General features: G+C 63.4%; 17 protein-coding genes and 2 pseudogenes. 8 read left to right on the top strand and 11 right to left on the bottom strand.

What is annotated here, in order from left to right; genetic code table 11:
- Window positions 1-5: 5 nt before the first annotated feature.
- Together glgA and G1E_RS12530 are read right to left on the bottom strand one after the other, a co-directional pair.
- Window positions 6-1,565 (bottom strand): glycogen synthase GlgA, encoded by a 1,560-nt coding sequence (gene glgA / locus G1E_RS12535; RefSeq protein ID WP_009686389.1) that lies wholly within the window; start codon window positions 1,563-1,565, stop codon window positions 6-8.
- Between the two features lie 558 nt (window positions 1,566-2,123).
- Window positions 2,124-5,073, bottom strand: a pseudogene (locus G1E_RS12530) (aminotransferase).
- Window positions 5,074-5,388: 315 nt separating this feature from the next.
- Here G1E_RS12530 and G1E_RS12525 point away from each other — a divergent pair.
- The 3 genes and pseudogenes from G1E_RS12525 (at window position 5,389) to G1E_RS30205 (ending at window position 8,317) form a co-directional block, all read left to right on the top strand.
- Window positions 5,389-7,170: an EAL domain-containing protein gene (locus G1E_RS12525; protein WP_009686395.1), complete on the top strand. Its 1,782-nt coding sequence runs from the start codon at window positions 5,389-5,391 to the stop codon at window positions 7,168-7,170.
- Between the two features lie 37 nt (window positions 7,171-7,207).
- Window positions 7,208-7,783, top strand: a pseudogene (locus tag G1E_RS30210) (PAS domain-containing protein); the annotation flags it as partial.
- Window positions 7,784-7,813: 30 nt separating this feature from the next.
- Entirely contained in the window at window positions 7,814-8,317 is a 504-nt protein-coding gene (locus G1E_RS30205) for a methyl-accepting chemotaxis protein (RefSeq protein ID WP_223809676.1), read from the top strand.
- A gap of 63 nt (window positions 8,318-8,380) precedes the next feature.
- On the opposite strand, the gene G1E_RS12515 is transcribed toward G1E_RS30205, so the two are convergent.
- The 7 genes from G1E_RS12515 to gloB all read right to left on the bottom strand — a co-directional run bounded on the left by G1E_RS12515 (window position 8,381) and on the right by gloB (window position 18,219).
- Window positions 8,381-9,988 carry an ABC transporter ATP-binding protein gene (locus tag G1E_RS12515; protein WP_009686397.1) on the bottom strand — a complete coding sequence of 536 codons (1,608 nt, stop codon included), beginning with the start codon at window positions 9,986-9,988 and terminating at the stop codon, window positions 8,381-8,383.
- Between the two features lies 1 nt (window position 9,989).
- Window positions 9,990-11,009, bottom strand: coding sequence for an ABC transporter permease (locus G1E_RS12510; protein WP_009686398.1), 1,020 nt, complete (start codon window positions 11,007-11,009; stop codon window positions 9,990-9,992).
- Window position 11,010: 1 nt separating this feature from the next.
- Window positions 11,011-12,084: a microcin C ABC transporter permease YejB gene (locus tag G1E_RS12505; RefSeq protein WP_009686399.1), complete on the bottom strand. Its 1,074-nt coding sequence runs from the start codon at window positions 12,082-12,084 to the stop codon at window positions 11,011-11,013.
- A 1-nt stretch (window position 12,085) separates the two neighbouring features.
- A complete protein-coding gene (locus G1E_RS12500) occupies window positions 12,086-13,921 on the bottom strand; it encodes an extracellular solute-binding protein (protein ID WP_047149855.1) in 1,836 nt (611 codons plus the stop codon).
- Window positions 13,918-15,747, bottom strand: coding sequence for an extracellular solute-binding protein (locus tag G1E_RS12495; RefSeq protein WP_207939746.1), 1,830 nt, complete (start codon window positions 15,745-15,747; stop codon window positions 13,918-13,920). The genes G1E_RS12500 and G1E_RS12495 overlap by 4 nt, the downstream gene beginning before the upstream one ends.
- 158 nt (window positions 15,748-15,905) lie before the next feature.
- Window positions 15,906-17,336, bottom strand: coding sequence for a transglycosylase SLT domain-containing protein (locus G1E_RS12490; protein WP_009686403.1), 1,431 nt, complete (start codon window positions 17,334-17,336; stop codon window positions 15,906-15,908).
- Between the two features lie 100 nt (window positions 17,337-17,436).
- Window positions 17,437-18,219 carry a hydroxyacylglutathione hydrolase gene (gene gloB / locus G1E_RS12485; protein ID WP_009686404.1) on the bottom strand — a complete coding sequence of 261 codons (783 nt, stop codon included), beginning with the start codon at window positions 18,217-18,219 and terminating at the stop codon, window positions 17,437-17,439.
- 85 nt (window positions 18,220-18,304) lie between these two features.
- Between gloB and G1E_RS12480 the strand changes: the two genes are divergently transcribed.
- From G1E_RS12480 to dnaQ, 3 genes are read left to right on the top strand one after another with little or no spacing between them, the layout of a single operon-like run.
- Window positions 18,305-19,078 carry a class I SAM-dependent methyltransferase gene (locus tag G1E_RS12480; protein ID WP_047149854.1) on the top strand — a complete coding sequence of 258 codons (774 nt, stop codon included), beginning with the start codon at window positions 18,305-18,307 and terminating at the stop codon, window positions 19,076-19,078.
- A gap of 15 nt (window positions 19,079-19,093) precedes the next feature.
- The gene (rnhA, locus tag G1E_RS12475; RefSeq protein WP_029886642.1) at window positions 19,094-19,540 is read left to right on the top strand and encodes a ribonuclease HI; all 447 of its coding nucleotides are present in this window, start codon (window positions 19,094-19,096) and stop codon (window positions 19,538-19,540) included.
- Window positions 19,541-19,590: 50 nt separating this feature from the next.
- Entirely contained in the window at window positions 19,591-20,349 is a 759-nt protein-coding gene (gene dnaQ, locus G1E_RS12470; RefSeq protein WP_009686407.1) for a DNA polymerase III subunit epsilon, read from the top strand.
- A gap of 61 nt (window positions 20,350-20,410) precedes the next feature.
- Here the strand turns inward: dnaQ and G1E_RS12465 are convergent, their stop codons facing one another.
- Window positions 20,411-20,629, bottom strand: coding sequence for a hypothetical protein (locus G1E_RS12465; protein WP_009686408.1), 219 nt, complete (start codon window positions 20,627-20,629; stop codon window positions 20,411-20,413).
- A gap of 156 nt (window positions 20,630-20,785) precedes the next feature.
- On the opposite strand from G1E_RS12465, the gene G1E_RS12460 reads away from it, so the two are divergent.
- Window positions 20,786-21,346 carry an NADPH-dependent FMN reductase gene (locus G1E_RS12460; protein ID WP_009686409.1) on the top strand — a complete coding sequence of 187 codons (561 nt, stop codon included), beginning with the start codon at window positions 20,786-20,788 and terminating at the stop codon, window positions 21,344-21,346.
- Window positions 21,347-21,416: 70 nt separating this feature from the next.
- On the opposite strand, the gene G1E_RS12455 is transcribed toward G1E_RS12460, so the two are convergent.
- Window positions 21,417-23,489 carry a TonB-dependent receptor domain-containing protein gene (locus G1E_RS12455; protein WP_047149853.1) on the bottom strand — a complete coding sequence of 691 codons (2,073 nt, stop codon included), beginning with the start codon at window positions 23,487-23,489 and terminating at the stop codon, window positions 21,417-21,419.
- A gap of 219 nt (window positions 23,490-23,708) precedes the next feature.
- On the opposite strand from G1E_RS12455, the gene G1E_RS12450 reads away from it, so the two are divergent.
- A complete protein-coding gene (locus G1E_RS12450; RefSeq protein WP_009686412.1) occupies window positions 23,709-23,957 on the top strand; it encodes a helix-turn-helix transcriptional regulator in 249 nt (82 codons plus the stop codon).
- The last annotated feature ends 11 nt before the right edge of the window (window positions 23,958-23,968 follow it).

Here is a 23,968-nt window from a genome sequence, read left to right as displayed (position 1 = left end):
CTCGCTCAGTAGTGGCTCAGTTGTGCTTGCTTGACCAGGTCTTCGTACAGCCGGGCGTAGGGTTCCACCGCCTGGCACCAGTTGAACGGTTGGGTCATCGACAGGCAGCGCATGGCGTTGAGCAGATCTTTCTTGCCATAAACGTAGAAGGCGCGGCCAAGCGCTTCGCGGTAGCTGTCGACGGTCGATTCGTTGAACAGGAAGCCCGTGACCCCGCACTCGATGGTGTCGGCCAGGCCGCCGGTATTGCGCGCCACTGGCAGCGAGCCAAAGCGCTGGGCATACATCTGGCTGAGCCCGCAGGGCTCGTAGCGCGAGGGCATCAGCAGGAAATCACTGCCGGCGAACATGAGCCGGGCGTCGGTTTCGTTGAAGCCGATGCGTACCCCGATACGGCCTGGGTGGCGCAGCGCCAGTTCGCGCATGGCCTGTTCTTCCTCAGGCTCGCCACGGCCGATGATCGCGATCTGCCCGCCTTGTTCGACGATGTAGTCGGCCACGGCCAAGGTCAAATCCAGGCCTTTCTGGTAAACCAGGCGCGAAACCACTGCGAACAGTGGGCCTTCGGAGTCGTCCAGGCCGAACAGTTGACGTACTTCGTGGGTATTGCGTGCCTTGCCTTCCCAGTCATTGATGCTGAAGTTGTGCTGCAGGTGCTTGTCGGTGGCCGAGTCCCAGCTTTCGTCGATACCGTTGGGGATGCCGCCAAGCAGGCCTTGCTGGGCTTTGCTGGCGAGGAAACCATCCAGGCCGCAGCCGAATTCCGGGGTGGTGATTTCCCGGGCATAGGTGGCGCTGACCGTGGTGATGTGGCTGGAATAGGCAAGGCCCGCCTTGAGGAACGACAGCTTGCCGTAGAACTCCATGCCTTCCTGCTGCATGGCGTGTTCCGGGATGGCCAGTTCGGGGCTGCACCCACGGCTGTACACACCTTGGTAGGCCAGGTTGTGGATGGTGAACAGGGTTGGCGTGTTGAGGCCGCGCCAGTGCATGTAGGCTGGCGCCAGGCCGGCCGGCCAGTCATGCGCATGCACCACTTCGGGCTTCCAGTGGATCATGCCTTCGCCGGCTGCGATTTCCGCCGCGGCCAGGCCCAGGCGAGCGAAACGGATGTGGTTGTCTGGCCAGTCGCGACCGTTGTTGGCGCCATAGGGGGTGCCGTCGCGCTGGTACAGTTCGGGGCAGATGAGCACATAGATGACCAGGCCGTCGGGCATGTCCATGCGGCCGATCTTGCATGGCGGCAGGGCTGCGTGGCCGCCCAGTTCGCCGACGATATGGATCGGGTTGTCGCTTTCGACCACCTGCGGGTAGCCCGGGATCAATACCCGAACATCGTGCAAGTGCGCCAGGGCGCGCGGCAGGGCTGCAGACACGTCACCCAGGCCGCCTGTCTTGACCAGGTCGGCGATTTCCGAGGTCACGAACAGAATCTTGCGCTTGTTGGGGTTGTGCTGGCGCTGGGCGCCGGGTGCCTTGGCTGTCGTGGCGAAATCCGGGGTGAGCGGTTCGCGCTTCTCGGTGGTGAACGTGTTTACGTGTGGCTCGACAGCGGCACTGATCATACTTCTCTCCGTCCCTATGCTTGCCGGGTGCTGGCACCCGTGGCGTTGTTTCGTACTGGTTCTCTCTGCTTGCTGAATACGTACTGCTTTCCATGCCCCAAGGTCGTGCGCGCAGGCACCGCGCTCTCGGCGTTCCGGCCGAAGGCGTTTGAGCGGGTAGGGGTGGTGGCCGAAGCTGGGAGATCCCGTTGCGTTTGGCCTACTTAGTTCCTGACCTGCCCGCGTTCCGTAAAGTTCGACTTATTTTCGTCACTCTTCCATTGAGCAAATCGCGGGCCGAAAACCGAGTGTAGGAGAGAAAAGGCAGAAAAGGTGACCCACTGGTCACATTTGAGAGCATGCGGGCTAGACGCAAACGTTGGCGTTTGTGAGTGGATGTGAACAAGCATGAAGCGGGGTGGGTAATTGCGTGCTGATGCCGCGCCTTTTTGTGGCGCGATGGAGGGCATGCGCCATGTTGGTGCGCTTGTGCTCGCCCGAAAAAGGGCCGTGGGTGGGCGTGGGGTTTATCCGCGAAGCGCCGCTCGCGCGGCGCTCGATCTGGCAGAAGGTGAGCCGCTACAGCCCTTCACCCAGCACCCGGTCGATGCTGTCGACGAAGTAATCCACGCTGGCCCGGCTGGTGCACATTGGCGGCTTGATCTTGAGAATGTTCAGGTGATCCCCTGTGGGTTGCATGAAGATGCCCAATTCCCGCAGCCTGTCGCAGAGCAGCTGGGTTTCCTGCGTGGCGGGCTCCAGTGTTTCGCGGTCGCGCACCAGTTCCAGGCCCAGGTAGAAGCCCGAGCCATGCGCGGCGCCGGCCAGCGGGTGCTTGTCGACCAGCGCCTGCAGGCGTGCCTTGAAATAGCGCCCGGTGTCGCGGGCGTTGTCCCACAGGCCTTCTTCCTGCATCACGTCCAGTACTGCCATGCCAATGCGGCAACTGACCGGGCTGCCACCGGCAGACGAGAAGAAATAACCCTCGGCCTCCAGTGCTTCGGCAATGTCGCGGCGGGTAATGACCACCCCCAGCGGCTGGCCGTTACCCATGCCCTTGGCCATGGTGATGATGTCGGGCACCACGCCTTGCTGCTCGAAGCCCCAGAAGTATTCACCCAGGCGGCCGTAACCGACCTGGACCTCGTCGGCGATGCACACACCGCCCCTGGCCCGGACCTTGGCATAGGCCTCGCGCAGGTACCCCGCTGGCAGCGCGATGCCACCGGCATTGCCGTACACCGGTTCGCAGATGATGCCGGCCAGCTGTCGGCCACGGGCATCGAGGTCGGCCAGCTTGGTGTCGACATCGCGCAGGTAGTCTGCTGCGCAGTCGGCGCCACGGTAGCGGCCGCGGAAGGTATTCGGCGCCTCGACCGGGTGCACCCAGTCCGGGCGGGTGTCCAACGCCTGCGGGTTGTCGGCGATCGACGTGGAGATGGCATCGGTGGCCACCGACCAGCCGTGGTAGGCCTCCAGCACGCTGAGCAGGTCGCGCCCGCCGCTGTAGGCCCAGGCCAGCCGTATCGCCAGGTCGTTGGCTTCGGTACCGCTGTTGACCATGAATACCCGGTCGAAGCCTTCGGGTACCAGCTTCAGCAAACGCTCGGAGAACTCGGTGACGGCTGCGTAGTGAAAGCGCGAGTTGGTATTGAGCAACGACCACTGCCGCGCCGACTCGGCGACCATGCGCGGGTGGCCGTGGCCCAGTACCGCAACGTTGTTGAGCATGTCGAGGTAAGCGCGGCCTTGCATGTCGAACAGGTAGTTGCGCCAGCCACGTTCGATGTGGGGTGGCTGCGCGTAGTAGTGTTTCTGCGAGCGCGCGAAGCTGGCGTCGCGACGCGCCAACAGGGCCTGTGGGTCGGGCAGTGGCTCGGCATCGCAGTCCAGGCCCAGCAGCGGCGCGGGAGAAGGGCACAGGGCCAGCCAGGCATCGGCATGGGAAGGGGTGGCGAAGAACGGTGGCTGGGTGTCGGTGCCCAGGCACACTTGCACGCGAAGCACGCCGCAACTACGGCCCAGCGCCTGGCCCTGGGCCACGGCCTGGCCATCGGCTGGGGGGGCCCGCCNNTTCGGCTGGTGCATCCTGCAGCCCCTGCAGCCACAGGGCCCAGTGCGCAGTACGCAGGCAACCGCCAGCATCGCCATGGCGCTGCCAGGTGCCGGCCGCCGGTGCCTGGAGCAGGCTTGCGTGCGGCACATGCAGTTCAACGCCGAGGGCGCAAGTGGCCGGTTCTGCGGCGCGGTCGATATGGGTTTTCGACAGGCGATACTGCCCGTACAGGGTGCAGGCCGGGGCAGGTTGCCGGGTGAGCAGGTGCTGGTCGAAGCCAGGTTGCTCCCAGTTGCCCGCCTCATAGTGCGCACTGAGCACGCCGAGGTCGAGCCGGTGCACCGCCTGCCCTTGCAGTTCGGGAAGCAGCGGCGCGCCGCCGCTCATGTCTGGCATGGCGACCGGCAACCCGGCAGCCCGCAGGATCGCTGCCTGCATCAGGGCGAAGGGCACGGCGGTGGCGGTGTCGAAAATTTCCCACTCATGGGCGACATTGTCGCGGGTGTACTGGTTGCCTGGGTCCACCGCCAACTGCTGTGCGCTGCTCAGCACCAGTACTGCGGCGCGGTTAAGCACCAGTGGCCACAAGGCCCGTAGCTCTTCCTCCGTGAGTGGGTTGTGGTCCTGGTAGGCGCGGATCGCCGGGAGGATCCGCAGCGGGTCGCCTTCGGCGTGGTGCAGCAGCGCCGCACAGGTTACCGACAGGTCAGCGATGCGCCAGGTACGTAGCAGGTCGCCGAAGTCGATCAGCCCTCGCAATTGCCATTGGCGCTGGTCGTCGCGCGCCCACACGGTGTTGTCGTCGGTGATGTCTAGGTGCACGGCTTGGCTTGGCAGGCTGCCGATCAGGGGTGCCAGGTGTTCGGCAGCCACAGCGGTGGCCTGTGCGATACGGCGGCGCTGGTCGGCATCGTGCAGCACAGGGAGCAGGTGCTCTATCAGCGTTTGCGCATGCTTGGGGTCCCATTGCAGGGTGCGCTCGAGGCCAGGGTGGTCGAAACCGGCCAAGGCCCGGTCAAGCTTTGCGCAAAGCCCGCCCAGTTCGGCCATCAGTTGCGCCGGGAGGTGGGCAAGGCGGGTCAGCGGTTGGCCTTCGATGTATTCCAGCAGGCGTACCCGCAATGGCTGGTCTGCGACGTCCAGTTCCAGCAAGGCTTCGCCACTGAGTGCCGGGCGCACGCTTGGCACGGGTAGGCCATGCTTGCGCAGGTAGGCGAGGGCCGTATGCTGGGCCTCCAGTTCGACCTGGGCGTAGCTGCCATGGCATGCCTTGAGCACGAAGCTGCCTTGCGGCGCGACCACACGCAGGTTCAGGTCCTGCTGGCTGCCCAAGGCCGACAACTCACCGGTGAGGCCGTAGTGGGCCTGCAGCAGGCCTTGCGCCTGGGGGGCGCTGAGCACAGGGCCTGGCAAGCTGGAACGCTGGACCAGCGCGTGGAGGGCAGGGGAGGCAGTTTGGGGGTGACTGGACATGGGCTCTACCGTTGAGGCGGGTGGACGAAGCGACTTTATGCCCTACCTGGCTGATGACTAAAGACGATCGTCATCAGATTTTCTGATGACTGGTGCAGTGGCTGTTACACACTGAAACGGTACGTGTGTGCCCGTGAAACCGGGGGTTGGTGAACTTCCTTCGTGGGCCGATCTCTTACTAGGCAGGTGATGTTGCATCACCGTCTGTCGAAATTTAATGCGAAAAGTTGTACAAAAATTTCTCTCTGTACAAGTATTGATGTAGCGTAGTGCTATTACTCTATGCTTGGGTCCGCGTGGGACAGGTGAGATGCCATGAAAGTTGCCCCCGTTCCGCCCAATGAACCCGACCGTTTGGCGAAGATCGCCGAATGGTGCGTACTGCATCAGCCGCAGAGCAGCGAACTGACTGCGCTGGTCGAGATGGCCCGCCGCTACTTTTCCATGCCGATCTGCCTGGTTTCGATCGTAGGGGAGTGCGAGCAATGGTTCATGGCCAAGGGCGGGCTGGCCGCTGATGCCACCCCCCGGGATGTTTCATTCTGTGCCCACACCATTCTCCAGGCACAGCCACTGGAAGTGCTGGACGCTGCCCTGGACCCGCGCTTTGCCGACAACCCCCTGGTCACGGGTGAGCCTGGCATTCGCTATTACTGCGGGGCCCCGCTGCTGGTAGACAGCCAGGTGGCCATCGGCAGCTTCTGCATCATCGATACTGCACCACGGCCCGCCCTGGATGAGGCGCAACGGTCGATGCTGACGTCCTTCAGCGAAATGGCCATGCACATCATCGCCGGCATGCGCCGCAACAATTTTCACGACCAGGCCACCGGCCTGTTCAACCGCCTGAAGCTCGAGTGTGATGTGGTGGCGGGCCTGGAGCGGGGTAAGTCGCTGACGCTGTTGGCGGTGGACATCATGGCCGCCGAGGCCCTCAGCGATATCATCCGCGGCCTGGGTTACAACTTTGCCCACGACCTGACGCTGCAGGCCAAGGCGCGCATCGCCAGCCAGCTGGATAACGGCTTGTCGTTGTACAAGATCAGCCCGACCCGCTTCGGTGTGCTGCTGGAAGACGCAGCCGACGTACAGCCTTTGTGCGAGCGGATTGTCGACGCCCTGCAGGCGCCTGCGCAATGCCACCAGATTCCGGTGTTGCTGGACGCCGGTATCGGCATCGCCCCCATCACGCAGCAGTGCGAAGACCGTGACGGCATGGAGTGGATGCGCCGGGCAGTCGCGGCAGCGGATACCGCGCGGCGCAGGCCTGGCCGGCATGGGTGGTACGAGCCGGACGTGGACGCTGCGCAACGCCGTGCGTTCCTGTTGCTGGCCTCGTTGGCCCAGGCGCTGCAGAGCGACGATGAACTGAGCCTGCACCTGCAACCGCGGATTGAGCTGCCTTCGGGCCGATGCGGTTCTGCCGAAGCCTTGCTGCGCTGGCGCCACCCGCTACTGGGCGATGTCGCCCCGGCGGAGTTCATCCCTTTGGCTGAAAAAACGGCGCTCATGGCCAGCCTCAGCCTTTGGGTGATGCGCGCAGCCTTGCGGGTGCTGGCCTGTACCCGGGACCTGGATTTCAGTCTCAGCTTCAACGTCACCGCGCGCGACCTGGAAAGCGCAGGGTTCATGGATGCACTGCTGCACAGCTTGCAGGCCCAGGCCATCGAGCCGCAGCGGGTACAGCTCGAATTCACCGAGAGTGTCTTGATCGAACAGCCCGAAGAAGTGCTGCAGCAACTGCTGCGTGCGCACCAGGCAGGCATCGCCATTGCCATCGATGACTTCGGCACGGGCTACAGCAACTGGGTTTACCTGACGCAAATCCCCGCCAGCATCGTCAAGCTCGACAGGTCGCTGGTGCACCGTGCCGCCTCGGGCACGCGTGAAGCATTGTTGGTGCAGTCGGTGGTAGGGCTGGCCAACGAACTCGGTTATCAAGTGGCCGCCGAAGGGATCGAAACCGCCGAACAGTTGGTCCAGGCCTGCGCCTGGGGCTGTGTTGAAGCGCAGGGCTATTTCATCGCCAGACCGATGCCTGCAGCCGTTTTCAAGGAGTGGTTTCACGACACTCAACAGAAAGTGTCTGTCGTCTGACTTCCCACCATGATGCATAACATCGCAGGTCTTATTGATGTTTAATCGCCACCTTAAAACTGCACTGGCAGCGCAACAGGCCGAGCTCGTGCAACTGCGTCAGCGCCTGGCCGAACTTGAGCAGGGTGCCATGCTGCGCCTGGACGGGCAGAACCGTATCGCGGAGTGCACCGCGGGTTTTGCCCAGGCACTCGGCGCCGCGCCGGGCGATGTCGTGGGCATGCCCCTGCAACAGTGGCTAGCCGCGCCTGGGCTGGAGAGCCAGGCGTTGCTCGAGGCCTTGCTGCGTTCCACGGCGATGATCCAGTTTGGCCTGGACGGCAGGGTGCAAGCTGCCAACCCGATGTTTCTCGCCGCCATGGGCTACCGCCTGGAGCAGCTGGTCGGCCAGCACCATCGAATTTTCTGTGATGCCAAGGAAACCGCCAGTGCCGAGTACACGGCGTTCTGGCGCACGCTCAATGCTGGCCGGTACGTGACTGGGCGATTCCGGCGTATTGACAGCCAAGGGCGCGAGATCTGGCTGGAGGCCAGCTACAACCCGGTCCATGATGCCAGTGGCAAGCTGGTGAAAGTGGTCAAGTTCGCCACGGTGGTGACCGCCCAGGTCGAGCGTGAACAGGCGGTAAGGCAGGCGGCCAACATGGCGCTGGACATTTCCCGGCGCACGGACGCCAGTGCCAGCGATGGTGTCACGGTGATGCAGGGCATGCAGCAGGCCATGCAGAACGTGGCGAGCCAATTACACTGCGCCGGCGATACCATTGCTGCCCTGGGCCAGCAGTCGACGGTCATCAGTACGATCGTGCAGACCATTGGGGCCATTGCGTCGCAGACCAACCTGCTGGCCCTGAATGCCGCGATCGAAGCTGCGCGCGCCGGCGACCAAGGGCGGGGCTTCGCCGTCGTGGCCGATGAAGTGCGCAAACTGGCGGGGCGCACCAGCACCGCCACGGCCGAGATCGATGCGGTGGTCGCGCACAATCATCTGCTGGCCAACCAGGCGGTCAGCGAGGTCGAGCGCAGCCGCCAGGAAGCGGCCAATGCGGTAGATTTCGTTACCCAGGCGAGTACGGCCATAGGCGGTATTCAGGCCGGTGCCAGGCAAGTGGTGGCGGCCGTTGGCCGGGTGAGCGAAGACCTGTAGCCAGGCAGCGGGCAACGCGCCGCCCAGGCTCGCATCACCCTAGCAAACTGCCCGGGCGCGGCTTCACGAAGGCTCCACCTCCAGAAACGCCGCCTCCAGTAGCTGCCGGGTATACGGATGTTGCGGTGCATGGAAGATTGCCTGCGCATCCCCCTGTTCAACCACCTGCCCATGCTTGATCACCATCAACTGATGGCTCAGTGCCCTGACCACCGCCAGGTCATGGCTGATGAACAGGTAAGTGAGGTTGTATTTTTGCTGCAGATTACGCAGCAACTCGACCACCTGGCGCTGCACCGTGCGGTCCAGTGCCGAGGTCGGCTCATCCAGCAGAATCAGCGCCGGCTTGAGCACCAGCGCCCGGGCGATGGCAATGCGCTGGCGCTGCCCACCCGAAAACTCATGCGGGTAGCGGTGCCGGGTGCCCGGGTCGAGCCCTACCTCCTCCAGCGCCGCAATGATGGCCGCCTCCTGCTCCTGGGCATTGCCGATACCGTGAATGCGCAAGCCCTCCCCAACGATGTCTGCCACGCACATGCGCGGGCTGAGGCTGCCGAAGGGGTCCTGGAACACCACCTGCATCTCGCGCCGTAACGGGCGCACGGCTTTCTGGTTCAACCCCTGCAGGTCTTGCCCGTGGAAGCGGATACCCCCCTGGCTGGCAATCAGCCGCAGGATCGCCAGGCCCAATGTCGACTTGCCCGACCCGGACTCCCCGACGATGCCCAGCGTTTGCCCCTGCGGCAAACTGAAGTTGACCCCGTTCACCGCCTTGACATGGTCGACAGTACGCCGCAGCAGGCCCTTCTTGATCGGGAACCAGACCTTGAGCTCATCGACTTGCAGCAGCGGCGCGCCTACCGGGTTATGCGCCGGCAGCCCGCTGGGCTCGGCATTGATCAGCATCTGCGTGTAGGGGTGTTGCGGCGCGCTGAACAGGGCCGCGCAGTCCGCCTGCTCGACAATCTGCCCGCGCTGCATCACGCACACGCGGTGGGCAATGCGCCGCACCAGGTTCAGGTCATGGCTGATCAGCAGCAGCGCCATGCCCAGGCGTGCCTGCAGTTCCTTGAGCAGGTCGAGAATTTTCAGCTGCACGGTCACATCCAGCGCCGTGGTCGGTTCGTCGGCAATCAGCAGTTCCGGCTCGTTGGCCAGGGCCATGGCGATCATCACCCGCTGGCGTTGCCCGCCGGACAGCTCGTGGGGCAAGGCCTTGAGGCGCTTGCGTGGCTCCGGGATGCCGACCATTTCCAGCAGCTCCAGGGTGCGCGCAGTGGCTTGCTTGCCGGTCAGGCCCTTGTGCAGCAGAAGGATTTCATTGATCTGCTTTTCGATGCAGTGCAGCGGGTTCAGCGACGTCATCGGCTCCTGGAAGATCATCGCAATGCGGTTGCCGCGAATGCGCTGCAGGGTTTTTTCGTTCTGCTGCAGCAAGTCCTTGCCTTCATGGCGGATGCTGCCGCGGGGGTGCTGGGCCAAGGGGTAGGGCAGCAGGCGCAGGATCGAGTGCGCAGTCACCGACTTGCCCGAGCCGCTTTCACCGACCAGCGCCAGCGTCTCGCCTTTGCGGATGTCGAAACTGATGCCATCGACCACCCGGTTGACTTGGTCGCCGGTTACAAACTCGACGACCAGGTCGCGCACTTCGATCAGGTTCTGTTCACTCATGTCACTTCCTCGGGTCGAAGGCGTCGCGGGCGGATTCGCCGATGAATACCAGCAGGCTCAGCATCAGCGCCAGCACCGCGAAGGCGCTGATGCCCAGCCAGGGTGCCTGCAGGTTGGACTTGCCCTGGGCCACCAGCTCGCCCAGCGAGGGCGAACCGGCGGGCAGGCCGAAGCCGAGGAAGTCCAGGGCCGTGAGGGTGCCGATGGCGCCGGTGAGAATGAACGGCATGTAGGTCATGGTCGAGATCATGGCGTTGGGCAGGATGTGCCGGTACATGATTGCGCCGTTGCGCATGCCCAGGGCTCGGGCGGCACGCACGTACTCCAGGTTGCGGCCGCGCAGGAACTCGGCGCGCACCACGTCGACCAGGCTCATCCAGGAAAACAGCAGCATGATGCCCAGCAGCCACCAGAAGTTCGGCTGCACGAAACTGGCAAGAATGATCAGCAGGTACAGCACCGGCAGCCCCGACCAGATTTCCAGAAAGCGTTGCCCGGCCAGGTCGACCCAACCGCCATAAAACCCCTGCAAGGCACCCGCTAGGACGCCGATGATGGAGCTGGCCACGGTCAGGGTCAGGGCGAACAGCACCGATATGCGGAAGCCGTAGATCACCCGCGCCAGCACGTCGCGGCCTTGGTCGTCGGTGCCTAGCCAGTTGTCCGCCGAGGGCGGTGCCGGGGCCGGAACACGCAGGTCGTAGTTGATGCTCTGGTAGCTGAACGGGATCGGCGCCCACAGCACGAAGCTGTCTTTCTTGGCCAGCAGCTCGCGGATGTAGGGGCTCTTGTAGTTGGCTTCCAGCGGGAACTCGCCGCCGAACGTGGTTTCCGGGTAGCGCTTGAAGGCGGGGAAGTACCACTGGCCGTCGTAGCGCACGGCAATCGGTTTGTCGTTGGCGATCAGTTCGGCACCCAGGCTGAGGCCGAACAGGATCAGGAACAACCACAGCGACCACCAGCCACGGCGGTTGGCCTTGAAGCGCTCGAAGCGACGTCGGTTGAGGGGGGACAAGGCCATGTCAGTGCTCCCGGCTGGCAAAGTCGATGCGTGGATCGACCAGGGTGTAGGTCAGGTCGCCGATCAGTTTCACCACCAGCCCCAGCAGGGTGAAGATGAACAGGGTGCCGAAGACCACCGGGTAGTCGCGGTTGATGGCCGCCTCGAAGCTCATCAGGCCCAGGCCGTCGAGGCTGAAGATCACCTCGATCAGCAGGGAGCCGGTGAAGAAGATACCGATGAACGCCGAAGGGAAGCCGGCAATCACCAGCAGCATGGCGTTGCGGAACACATGGCCATACAGCACCCGTGGCCGGCTCAGGCCTTTGGCCTTGGCGGTCACCACGTATTGTTTGTTGATTTCGTCGAGGAAGCTGTTCTTGGTCAGCAGGGTCATGGTTGCGAAGTTGCCGATGACCAGCGCGGTGATTGGCAGCACCAGGTGCCAGAAGTAGTCCAGCACCTTGCCGGTGGTGCTCAGCTCATCGAAGTTGTTGGAGGTGAGGCCGCGCAGCGGGAACCAGTCGAAGTAGCTGCCGCCGGCGAACAGCACGATCAGCAGGATGGCGAACAGGAAGGCGGGGATCGCATAGCCGACGATGATCGCCGAACTGGTCCACACGTCGAAGTGGCTGCCATGGCGTACCGCCTTGGCGATGCCCAGCGGGATCGACACCAGGTACATGATCAGGGTGCTCCACAGCCCCAGCGAGATCGACACCGGCATCTTTTCGATGATCAGGTCGATGACCTTGGCATCGCGGAAGAAGCTGTCGCCGAAATCCAGTCGGGCGTAGTTCTTGATCATGATCCACAGGCGTTCGGGCGGCGATTTGTCGAACCCGTACATGCGCTCGATTTCGGCGATCAGCGCCGGGTCCAGGCCTTGGGCGCCACGGTAGTTGGAGCCCGCCACGGACACCTCGGCACCGCCACCGGCAATGCGGCTGGTGGCGCCCTCGAAGCCTTCGAGCTTGGCGATCATCTGTTCGACCGGGCCACCGGGGGCAGCCTGGACGATGATGAAGTTGATGATGAGGATGCCGAACAGGGTCGGGATGATCAGCAGCAGGCGGCGCAGGATGTAGGCCAGCATCTCAGTTGGCCTCGTCCGCAGGGGCTGCGCTGACGGCCGGGCTTACCCCGGGCTTGATCCACCAGGTGTCGATGCCGATGTCGTACTTGGGCGACACCTTCGGGTGCCCGATGTGGTTCCAGTAGGCTACCCGCCAGGTCTTGATGTGCCAGTTGGGGATGACGTAATAGCCCCACAGCAATACCCGGTCAAGGGCGCGGCAATGGTCGATCAGGCTTTGGCGCGAGTCGGCATTGATCAGCTGGTCGACCAGCTGGTCGATGGCCGGGTCGCGCAGGCCGATGAAGTTGCGGCTGCCGGGGTTGTCGGCGGCGGCACTGGACCAGAATTCGCGCTGCTCGTTGCCGGGCGAGTTGGACTGCGGATAGCCGCCGACGATCATGTCGAAATCGCGTGAGCGCAGGCGGGTGATGTACTGCGAAACATCGACCCGGCGGATGTTCAGCTCGATACCCAGGTCAGCCAGGTTGCGCTTGAACGGCAGCAGGATGCGTTCGAACTCGGTCTGCGCCAGCAGGAATTCGATGCTTACCGGTTTGCCCTGGGCATCGACCATCTTGTCGTCGACGATTTTCCAGCCGGCCTCCTGCAGCAGCTTGTAGGCCTGGCGCTGCTGCTCGCGGATCATGCCGCTGCCGTCGCTGACCGGGTTGTGGAAGGCCTCGGTGAACACCTGGTCGGGTACTTTGCCGCGCAGCGGCTCGAGGATCTTCAGTTCGCTGGCGCTGGGCAAGCCACGGGCGGCCATTTCCGAGTTTTCGAAGTAACTGCCGGTACGGGTGTAGGCACCGTTGAACAGTTGCTTGTTGGTCCATTCATAGTCCAGCAGCAGGCTCAAGGCGTGGCGTACGCGCACATCCTGGAATACCGGCCGGCGGATGTTGAAAATGAAGCCCTGCATGCCAGTGGGGTTGCCGTTGGGCAGCTCTTCCTTGATCAGCCGGCCTTCGCGCACGGCGGGCACGTCGTAGGCGGTGGCCCAGTTTTTCGCGCTGACTTCCAGGCCATAGTCGAACGCCCCGGCCTTGAGCGCTTGCAGGGCTACGGTGGTGTCACGGTAGGCGTCGAAGGTCATGACATCGAAGTTGTAGAACCCACGGTTGATCGGCAGGTCCTTGGCCCAGTAGTCCTTGACCCGCTCGTAGCGTACTGAGCGCCCGGCCTTGACCTCGGCCACCTTGTACGGGCCGCTGCCCAGTGGAATTTCCAGGTTGCCGCGGTTGAAGTCGCGGTTTTCGTACCAGTGCTTGGGCAGCACCGGCAACTGCCCGAGGATCAGCGGCAGCTCACGGTTGTTCCGGTGCTTGAACTTGAACAGCACTTTCAACGGGTCTTCGGCGACCACCTCGGCGACGTCGGCATAGTACTGACGATACAGCGGCGCACCATCCTTGATTAGGGCGTTGAAGGTAAACACCACGTCGTCGGCACGCATGGGGTGGCCATCGTGGAAACGTGCTTCGGGGCGCAGGTAGAAGCGCACCCAGCTGTTGTCCGGGGCTTTCTCGATCTTGCCGGCGACCAGGCCGTATTCGGTGAAGGGTTCGTCCTGGCTCTGGCGCATCAGGGTGTCGTAGATGATGCTGATGTTTTCGGCCGGCACGCCCTTGTTGATGAACGGGTTGAGGCTGTCGAACCCGCCGAAACTGGACTGGCGGAAGGTGCCACCCTTGGGCGCCTCGGGGTTCACGTAGTCGAAGTGCTTGAAGTCGGCAGGGTATTTGGGCGGCTCGTCGTACAGGGTGAGCGCATGTTGCGGTGCGGCCAGGGCGGGAAGGCTCAGGCAGGCGAGCAACAGGCTGCCAGCCAGCCGGCGCAAGCGGTGCGTTGGCATCATTGGGCTTTCTCCGAAGTCTTTATCCACCAGCTGTTCAGCCCAAGGGTATAGGGCGGTGTGGTGACGAAGGCGAACCGGTTGCGGTAGGCCAGGCGATGGTTGTCCAGGTACCAGTTGGGGATCATGTAGTACTGCCATGAGAGGACGCGGTCCAGGGCGCGGGCGGCAGCCACCTGGTCGTCGCGGGTGCGTGCGGCCAACAGGGTGTCGAGCAGGTGGTCGACCACCGGGTCCTTGACCCCTGCATAGTTCTTGCTGCCCTTGGTGCCGGCCTGGCTCGAATGGAAGTACAACCACTGCTCCAGGCCGGGGCTCAGGGTCTGATTGAGGGTCATCAGAATCATGTCGAAATCGAACTGGTCCAGGCGTTGTTTGTACTGGGCACGGTCCACGGTGCGCAAGCGCGCATCGATACCGATGCTGGACAGATTTTCGACATAAGGTTGCAGGATGCGTTCAAGGTTGGGGTTTACCAGCAGCAGCTCCATGCGCAACTGCTGGCCTTTGCTGTCGACCAGGCGCTGGCCGTTCAGCTTCCACCCCGCCTCGGCGAGCAGGGCCAGTGCCTGGCGCAAGGTTTCGCGGCTGACGCCACGGCCGGCGGTGTGGCTGACTTGGTACGGTTCGCTGAACAGTTTGGCGGGTAACTGGTCACGGAATGGGGCCAGCAGCAGCCATTCCTTGCCGGTGGGCACACCGCTGGCGGCGAACTCACTGTTGGGGTAGTAGCTGGTCGAGCGCCGGTAGGCGTTGCTGAACAGGGCGCGGTTGGTCCACTCGAAGTCGAGCATCAGCCCCAGTGCCTGGCGTACCCGCGGGTCGCTGAAGGTCGCCCGGCGGCTGTTCATGAACAGGCCCTGGGTTTGCGTGGGGATGCGGTGCGGGATCTGCGCCTTGATCACCTCGCCCCGGCGCACGGCCGGGAAGTTGTAGCCGTTGGCCCAATTCTTCGCCTGGTGTTCGATATAGATGTCGAATTCACCGGCCTTGAACGCTTCGAAGGCCACGGTGGCATCACGGTAGAATTCGTACTCCACGCGATCGAAGTTGTACTTGCCTCGGTTGACGGCCAGGTCCTTGCCCCAGTAACGCTTGACGCGCTCGAACACCAGCCGGCGCCCCGGCTGCACCTCGGTGATGCGGTACGGGCCACTGCCCAATGGCGGCTCGAAGGTAGTGGCCTTGAAGTCACGGTGCTGCCAGTAGTGCTTGGGCAGCACTGGCATCTCGCCCAGGCGCAGGATGAGCAGTGGGTTGCCAGCGCGCTTGAACACGAAGCGGATGCGCAGCGGGCCGAGGATGTCGACCCGCTGCACCTCCTGCAGGTTGGTGCGATAGATCGGGTGGCCGTCCTTGAGCAACGTGCGGTAGGAGAAGGCCACGTCTGCCGCGGTGATCGGCTTGCCGTCATGCCAGCGGGCTTCCGGGCGCAGGTTGAACACCACCCAGCTACGGTCTTCGCTGTATTCCACCGAGCGGGCAATCAGGCCGTAGCTGGAAGTGGGCTCGTCGCCGGACGGGTCGTATTGGCCGGTACCGACCATCAGCGGCTCGTTGAGCTCGCTGATACCGTACTGCTGGAAGTTGGGCGTGGTAACCGGGCTCGACCCCTTGAAGGTATAGGGGTTGAGGGTGTCGAAGGTGCCAAAGGCCATTGCCCGCAACGTGCCGCCTTTGGGCGCTTGCGGGTTGACCCAGTCGAAGTGGGTGAACGTGGCTGGGTACTTGAGCGTGCCGAACTGCGCGTATCCGTGGCTTTCGCTCACCATCGCGACTGCGGGAAAGCTCAAGGCCAGGCTGATTGACAGCAGGAGGGGACGTATCAAGTCGGCATCCGATCCAGAGGCGTTGGGCTTTTGTCGGCGTACAGTAACAGCTTGGGGGGGTGGGAAAAAGAGAGCGGCAAGCTTCAAGCTTCAAGCTGCAAGAAAAAGCGGCGGTGTACGCGAATTGCTTTTTTCTTGCTGCTTGCAGCTTGAGACTTTCAATGCCCGACGTAGACGGTCAGGGTCTGCCCGGGCTTGAGGGCATGACCGCTGCGCGGGTTCCAGCGCTTGAGGTGCTTCATTTCCACGTTGAAGCGCTTGGCCACCAGGTACAGCGAGTCACCCTTGCGCACCTTGTACTGGGTAGAGCGCTGCGCCGACGCCGCTACGCGATTGCCGGCGGCGCTCGGGGCGTTGCCGCCGCGCAGGGCCAGGACCTGGCCAGCGCGCAGGTTGTTGCCGGACAGGCGGTTCCAGCGCTTGATGTCCTTGATCGATACGCGGTTGGCCTTGGCGATGGCACCGAGGTTGTCACCCCGCTTGACCCGGTAGCTACGCGTGGCCACCGGTGCCTTGGCTTCGGCCACGGCGCGGGCGAATGCGGCTTTTGGCGGTTGCAGGCTGACCAGTTGCTCGGGGTTGAGGTTGGACAGGCTGGCACTGAGCAGCTGTGCTTTGGCGGTTGGCACCAGCAGCTGTTTCGGGCCATCGACGGTCATGCGTTTCTTGAACGCCGGGTTGAGCTGGATCAGCTCGTCCTCGTCGATGTTGGCGAAGGCGGCAACCCGGGTCAGGTCCAAGCGTTCGTTGATCGCCACTGCTTCGAAGTACGGTTCGTTGGCGATCGGGGTGAGATTGACGCCATAGGCTTCAGGCGTGGACACCACCTGCGACAGCGCCAGCAACTTGGGTACGTAGTCACGGGTTTCCTGGGGCAGCGGCAGGTTCCAGTAGTCGGTTGGCAGGCCCAGGCGCTCGTTACGTTCGATGGCGCGGCTGACCGTGCCTTCGCCGGCGTTGTAGGCGGCCAGGGCCAGCAGCCAGTCGCCGTTGAACATGTCATGCAGGCGGGTCAGGTAGTCCAGCGCGGCATTGGTCGAGGCGGTGATGTCGCGGCGGCCGTCATAGAAATTGGTCTGGCGCAGGTTGAAGTGGCGACCGGTTGCCGGCATGAACTGCCACATGCCTGCGGCGCTGGCCCGCGAATACGCCATCGGGTTGTAGGCGCTTTCGATGGCTGGCAGCAGCGCCAGCTCCAGGGGCATATCACGCTCCTCGAGGCGCTCGACGATGTAGTGCAGGTACAGGCTGCCGCGCTCGCCGGCGCTCTCGATGAAGGTGGGGTTGCTGGCGAACCACAAACGCTGTTGCTCGATGCGCGGGTTGACGTCGATGCTGTCCTGCAGGGCAAAGCCCTGGCGCATGCGCTCCCATACGTCCTGTGGCGCCTGCTCGGCCGGCTTGACCAGCAGCGGCGCGGGCTTGTGCTTGATCCGCGCCTGGTAGTTGTGCGCGCGAACGCTATCGGATTCGTCGAGCTGACGGGTGCTCTGGCAACCCACCAGAGTGGCGGCCAGAGCCAGCGCACTGATTTGGGCCAGGCGCGTCAGGGCGACTGAATGAGAGGTTCTGCGGCTACGGGAAGACATCGGCTGAGACAGGTATCCGGGCAAAAAATTTCGGCGATTCTAGAAACCGCTCCGGGCCGGGTCAACCGTTGAGCACAGATTGCGATATATCTTGCGGTTATCAGAAGGTGTCTTTCCAAGACCTCAAGGCAGCAAAAACAGCGACATGCGTAGCGTTGGAATGTCCCTTCCATTCGTCTGCTTTTTGTTTAACTAATGTTTCAGAGGTGCGCAAAAAAGGGTTGGTCAGGCGCTCCAGGCCAATTGTCGACGGCAATGTGATGCGCTGGTCGGCGCGCAACCGGGTCACCTCGTCGAAGCGCTGCTGCACATGCGGGTTGTCGGGCTCGACGGCCTTGGCGAAGCGCAGGTTGGCAAGCGTGTATTCGTGGGCGCAGTACACCTGGGTGTGCGCGGGCAGGGCCGCCAGGCGGGCCAGGGCGGGTTGCATCTGCTCGGGCGTGCCCTCGAACATGCGCCCGCAACCGGCCGCGAACAGGGTATCGCCGCTGAACAGGAGCGGGGTTTCCGACGGCTGGTCACTGAAGAAAGCGATATGGCCCAGGGTGTGGCCGGGCACCGCCAGCACCTGGAACACCACGCCCAGCACTTCGACCTCGGCGCCCTCGTCCAGCGCCAGGTCACGGCAGGGAATCTGCTCGTTGGCCGGGCCACAGACCCGCGCGCCGGTCAGTTGCTTGAGCCGTGCCACGCCGCCGACGTGGTCGTTGTGGTGGTGGGTAATGAGGATGTCGCTCAGCGCCCAGCCGGGGTTGGCGGCCAGCCAACGCTCCACCGGGCCGGCGTCGCCGGGGTCGACCACCGCACAACGGCGTTTGGCAGTATCCTGTAACAACCAGATGTAGTTGTCGGAGAAAGCGGGAAGAGCATCGATCTGTATCATGGTGCGGATCCGATTCACCTAGCGTGGCACATGAAGGCATCTTAGCCGCGATGGCGCGGCGGGAGAACCTTCGAGGGAGAGCGCAATGACCGACCAAGCCTTTGCCCAGGCCGATCCGGACTGGGTCGAGCTGATCAGCCTGGCCCGTGAGTGGTTCAATGGCCCACTCGGCCAACTGATGCTCAAGGAAGAAGACCAACTGCTGGAGGAAGAGCTGGGGCGCTTTTTTGGCGGTTACCTGGTGCATTACGGGCCCTGCGCCGAAGCACCGCCCCAGGCACCCCAGGTGCAGCGCAATGTGCGCCTTGGTGCGCCGTTGCCTGGGGTTGAAATTGTCTGCGAGGAACAGGCCTGGCCGCTGAGCGAGCATGCTGCCGACGTGGTGGTGCTGCAGCATGGCCTGGACTTCTGCCTGTCCCCGCATGGCCTGCTGCGCGAGGCAGCCAGTGCCGTGCGCCCGGGTGGGCACTTGCTGATCGTGGGCATCAACCCGTGGAGCAGTTGGGGCCTGCGCCATTTCTTCAGCCATGGCGCCTTGCGCAAGGCGCGCTGCATCTCGCCGTCGCGGGTTGGCGACTGGCTCAACCTGCTGGGCTTCGCGCTGGAGAAACGCCGCTTCGGGTGCTATCGTCCGCCGCTTGCCTCACCGGCCTGGCAGCAGCGCCTGCAAGGCTGGGAGCGGCTGGCCGGCGGCTGGCAAGGTGCCGGTGGTGGGGTCTACCTGCTGGTGGCGCGCAAGATGGTGGTAGGGCTGCGGCCCCTGCGTCAGCAGCGTCGCGAGCCCATGGGCAAGCTGCTGCCGCTGCCGCTGGCCAAGGTCAACCGCACGGCAGCCAACCCTGAAACTGACAAGCACTGAATTCAAGAGTGGTACATGAGCGATAGCGTCGAAATGTTTACCGATGGTGCCTGCAAGGGCAACCCTGGCCCGGGTGGCTGGGGGGTGCTGATGATCTACAAGGGCGTCGAGAAGGAACTGTGGGGCGGCGAACGTGAAACCACCAACAACCGCATGGAACTGATGGCGGCGATCCAGGGGCTGATGTCGCTCAAGCGTGAATGCGAAGTCGTGCTGACCACCGACTCGCAATATGTGATGAAGGGCATCAACGAGTGGATGGTCAACTGGAAGAAGCGCGGCTGGAAAACCGCGGCCAAGGAGCCGGTAAAAAACGCCGACCTGTGGCAACTGCTCGATGAGCAGGTCAACCGCCACAAGGTCACCTGGAAGTGGGTACGCGGGCACATCGGCCACCCCGGCAACGAACGGGCCGACCAGTTGGCCAACCGTGGGGTCGATGAGGTGCGCGCCCAGCGTTGAGCTGGGGTACAATCGCCGCTTTGTAACTGATGCAAGTTGGAGCACCCGGCGTGGAGCAGCAGCAAGATAAACGGTACGTGATTCTCGATACCGAGACCACGGGTATGCCGGTTGGCGAAGGTCACCGGATCATCGAAATCGGCTGTGTCGAGGTGATCGGCCGGCGGCTGACCGGGCGGCATTTCCATGTCTACCTGCAGCCGGACCGCGAAAGTGACGAGGGGGCGATCAACGTCCACGGCATCACCGACGCGTTTCTGGTCGGCAAGCCGCGCTTCGCCGATGTGGCCGATGAATTCTTCGAGTTCATCCAAGGCGCCACGCTGGTCATCCACAACGCGGCGTTCGACGTAGGCTTCATCAACAACGAATTCGCCTTGCTGGGCCAGCAGCATCGCGCGGACGTGTCGCAGTACTGCACCGTTCTCGACACCTTGCTGCTGGCGCGTTCGCGCCACCCGGGGCAGCGCAACAGCCTCGATGCGCTGTGCAAACGCTACGATATCGACAACTCGGGCCGCGAGCTGCACGGCGCACTGCTCGACTCGGAACTGCTGGCCGACGTCTACCTGGCGATGACCGGTGGCCAGACCAGCCTGTCGCTGGCCGGTCATGGGGCGGATGCCGAGGGTGACGGGCAGGCTGGCGGCGGCAGCGAAATCCGCCGGATCACCGGGCGAGCGCCGGGGCGCGTGATCATGGCCAATGCCCAAGAGCTGGAAGCGCATGCCGAGCGGTTGGCAGCCATAGCCAAATCGGCAGGCGGGCCTTCGATGTGGCAGCTGCTGACCGAGTCAGCTGCCGGCTGATTGTGGCTATCTGTCTTGCTGCTGCCGGTCATCCATCACCGGCCATGCGCCACGGCTTGCTTCACGGAATGCGAATGAGCTCGACACCGCTGCGGGCCAGCTCGAAGCGGTTTTCACCCAGGTAATTGACCTTGTCGCCGATGGCCAGGCGGTAGGTGGTGATGGGGGCGCCCAGTGTGCTGCCGTCAAGTTGCAGGGTCGACTCCTGGAACTCGTGCACGGGGTAGATGCGGCCTTCGGCGTCACGGGCGTGGAATTGGCCGACCATTACTGCTGCCATTTGGGTGGAAACCTCTGAAATACGTAGGAAATGTCTGTAGTCATAGACCGTGCAGGAGGGCTGGAAGTTTTCGCGTCGATGAAAAAAAACCAAAGCGGCGAGAAACGGTCATCTATAACTACAACGTCCTTTAACCCGTATAGGTAGGAAATTGCCATGAGCCAGGTGTATTCGGTTGCGGTTGTTGTCGGTAGCTTGCGCAAGGAGTCCTACAACCGTAAGGTCGCCCGCGCACTTGCGGAGCTGGCATCGTCCAGCCTTGCCCTGAAAATCGTCGAAATTGGCGATCTGCCGCTGTACAACGAGGATGTCGAGGCCGAGGGTGCTCCCGAGTCCTGGAAACGGTTTCGCGATGAAATTCGCCGCAGCGATGCCGTGCTGTTCGTCACCCCTGAATACAACCGCTCGGTCCCCGGCTGCCTGAAGAACGCCATTGACGTTGGCTCCCGGCCTTACGGGCACAGTGCCTGGAGCGGCAAGCCCACTGCGGTGGTGAGCGTTTCGCCAGGGGCTATCGGCGGCTTTGGTGCCAACCATGCCGTGCGCCAGGCGCTGGTATTTCTGGACATGCCGTGCATGCAGATGCCCGAAGCCTACATTGGCGGTGCCGCCAACCTGTTCGACGAGTCGGGCAAGCTCAACGACAAGACCCGGCCATTCCTGCAGGCCTTCATCGACAAGTTTGCTTCATGGGTGAAGCTGAACCGGTCGGTCTGAACCGCCAACCCACTCGTGAGATGCCCCTTGCCGCAGTGGCCTGGCCCGCTGCTGCAAGGGGCGCCATGCGTTAGCGGAAGCTGTAGGAAACCCCGGCGTATACGCTGAAGCCTTCGCCCGGGGTGGAGCGCGCATTGTCATTACCGGCATCGTTGTAGGCGGGCGTCACCGTCGCTGCATAACGCTGGTTGGTGAGGTTGCGCAGGTCCAGCCAGGTTTGCCAGTCCTGGCGGGGTGAATCCCAACCGATACGCGCGCCGAGCAGGGCATATTCATCAGCGTGGTAGCTGTTGGCGTAGTCCACCTGAACCTTGGATGCCAGCTGGGTATTCACCCCGGCATGGAAACCGTTCGGCCAGTCGTAGCGTAGCTCGGCCTGGTAATAGTGCATGGGGATGCCAGGCAGGCGATTGTCACCGAACGCCTCGTCATCGCGGTAGTGGAAATCACTGAATGTATAGGCCTGGCGCAGGCTCAACTTGCCCGTGCCTGCGCGTTCCCACAAGGTGCTGACGAGGCTGGCTTCCACACCTTGGTGCACTGTGGCGCTGGCATTGAACTCGGAGGTGAAGTTCGGCACCACTTCCACGGCGAGCAGTTCGTGGCGCACCTGTGCGTAGTACCAGGCCAGGTCCCAGCGGCCGATGCCCGAATCGCCACGTGCGCCCACTTCCAGGGTGGTTGCAGTCTGGTTCTGCATTTCGATCGGCTGGATCTGTTTGCCGCCAGTACTCGGTGCGCTCCAGATCAGCGACCAGGGGTGTGGCGGCTCGACCGAACGGCTGAGGTTGCCATACACCTGCAGGTCCGGCCGAAGGTCGTAGCGCAAGCCCACACGGGGGGCGTAATCCCAGTCATGCATGCTCACTTTGCCGCCCTCGGCAGGGTAGGTGACGTCGCTTTCACGCCGGGTGTAGATCATGGCCAGGCCGGTGGTCAGCCACAGGTTGGGCACCAGTTCCAGGTCATTGCCGGCATGCAGCACGGTATCGGAGCCCTGGTAGGTGAAGTCCCGCGTCCTTGCACCGAACACGTCGCCAGTGCGGGCGAACTGCGAGGCGCCGCTGTTTGGCAGGTGTTTGGTGGTGCGCCAGCCGAGGGTGGTCTTGCTCTCGTGGCCGTACAGGCTGTCGCGGCGCGAATAGTTGAGCGTGCCGCTGACGTCGGTATAGGCCACCTTCAGGCGCATCGGCCCTTCGCGCAGGTCCATGGGGTAGTCGTGGTAGACCAGGCCGGCTTCCACCCGCGCGTCATCTTCGAGGTAGAAGGTAGTCTTGTTGCCTACCCAGGTGCTGCCCGGTTGCGGGCGGCTATCGTCACGGGCCAGGTAGGCCGGGTTGGCCGCCCGAGGGTGGTGTTTGATCTGGTCCTTGGTCAGGCGCCCGGCCAGTTCGTTCTCGGTTTCCCGGTAGCGCAGGTAGAAGCGCGTTTCGAGGTTGGGGTTGAAGCGGTAGCCGACATTGGCAGCCACGCCCTTGGCACTGCCGCTGCTGTGAGCCTGGTAACCGTCGTATTCGGCATCGGTCAACGCGACGTAGTAGTCGAGGTCGCCCAGCACCTGGCCCGAGCTGATATGCCGATGCTGGTAGCCGCGGCTGCCCACCTCGTAGCGCACCTGCAGCGGTGCAGCGTCATAGCCGGTGTGGGTGACGTAGTTGATCGCGCCACCCAGTGCCAGCGCGCCCTGATCGAAGCCGTTGGCGCCGCGCAACACTTCGGCGCGGCTTAGCCACAAGGGTTCGAACAGCTCGTAGGGGGTGCCCCCCGGGCCGGTCAATGGCAGCCCGTCGAACATCGTGTAGATGCCAGAGCCATGTGCCCCCGGGGCACGATTGAGGCCTGAGCCGCGGATCGACAACTTGATCCCGTCGTTGCCTGCCGATTGTGCGAACACACCGGGCTGGTAGGCCAGCACGTCCTGGTTGCTGGCCACCCGGCCTTGGCCGACCCGTTGCATGTCCACCAGGTTGCTGGCGCCCGGTATTTCGCGCAGGCGCTGGGTGGCGGCCGTCAGTTCGGTCTGCTCCTCGTCGGTGATCAGAACCTGGTCGAGCTCGACCGAGGGTGCCGCCACGACGGGCTGGGTGGCGCCCATGGCAGCCAGCAGGCCCAGGCAGGATGACAGGGGCATAACGCGACGCATTGTACGACTCCAGGCGAAAAGCGAATGGACAACGGCGTTGAGACGAGCGAAATGCCGCCGGGAGCACGAAGAAAAGCACTCATTTTCCCGCTGCTTTCGTCAGACGCTTTTGTACGAAAGTTCTTTACAAGCGGCGGCGATGGAGGCTGCCGCCCGGGCTTCGTAAGGTGAACGCAGATCGGCAAGCGTGCCGTGCTCACTCACCCGTGGAGTTCAAACATGACCGACAACGCTCGACATTCGCAGCACCCTCTGGCGGACGCCCCGGTGCGCCTGACACCACGTGAACAGCAGGTGCTGCTGTGGTGCGCCTATGGCAAGAGTTCCTGGGAAATCGGGCAGATCCTGGCGTGCAAGGAGTCGACCGTGAATTTCCACGTGTCCAACATCCTGCGCAAATTCGATGTGCCCACCCGGGTAGCTGCAGTGATCAAGGCTATTCGTTACGGCATGCTGGCCGAGCAATGAGGAGGTGACGC

Origin of the sequence: Pseudomonas sp. TJI-51, from assembly GCF_000190455.2 — a bacterium.
GTDB classification, from domain to species: Bacteria; Pseudomonadota; Gammaproteobacteria; order Pseudomonadales; family Pseudomonadaceae; genus Aquipseudomonas; species Aquipseudomonas juntendi.
This window is presented reverse-complemented; position numbering and strand designations above follow the sequence as displayed.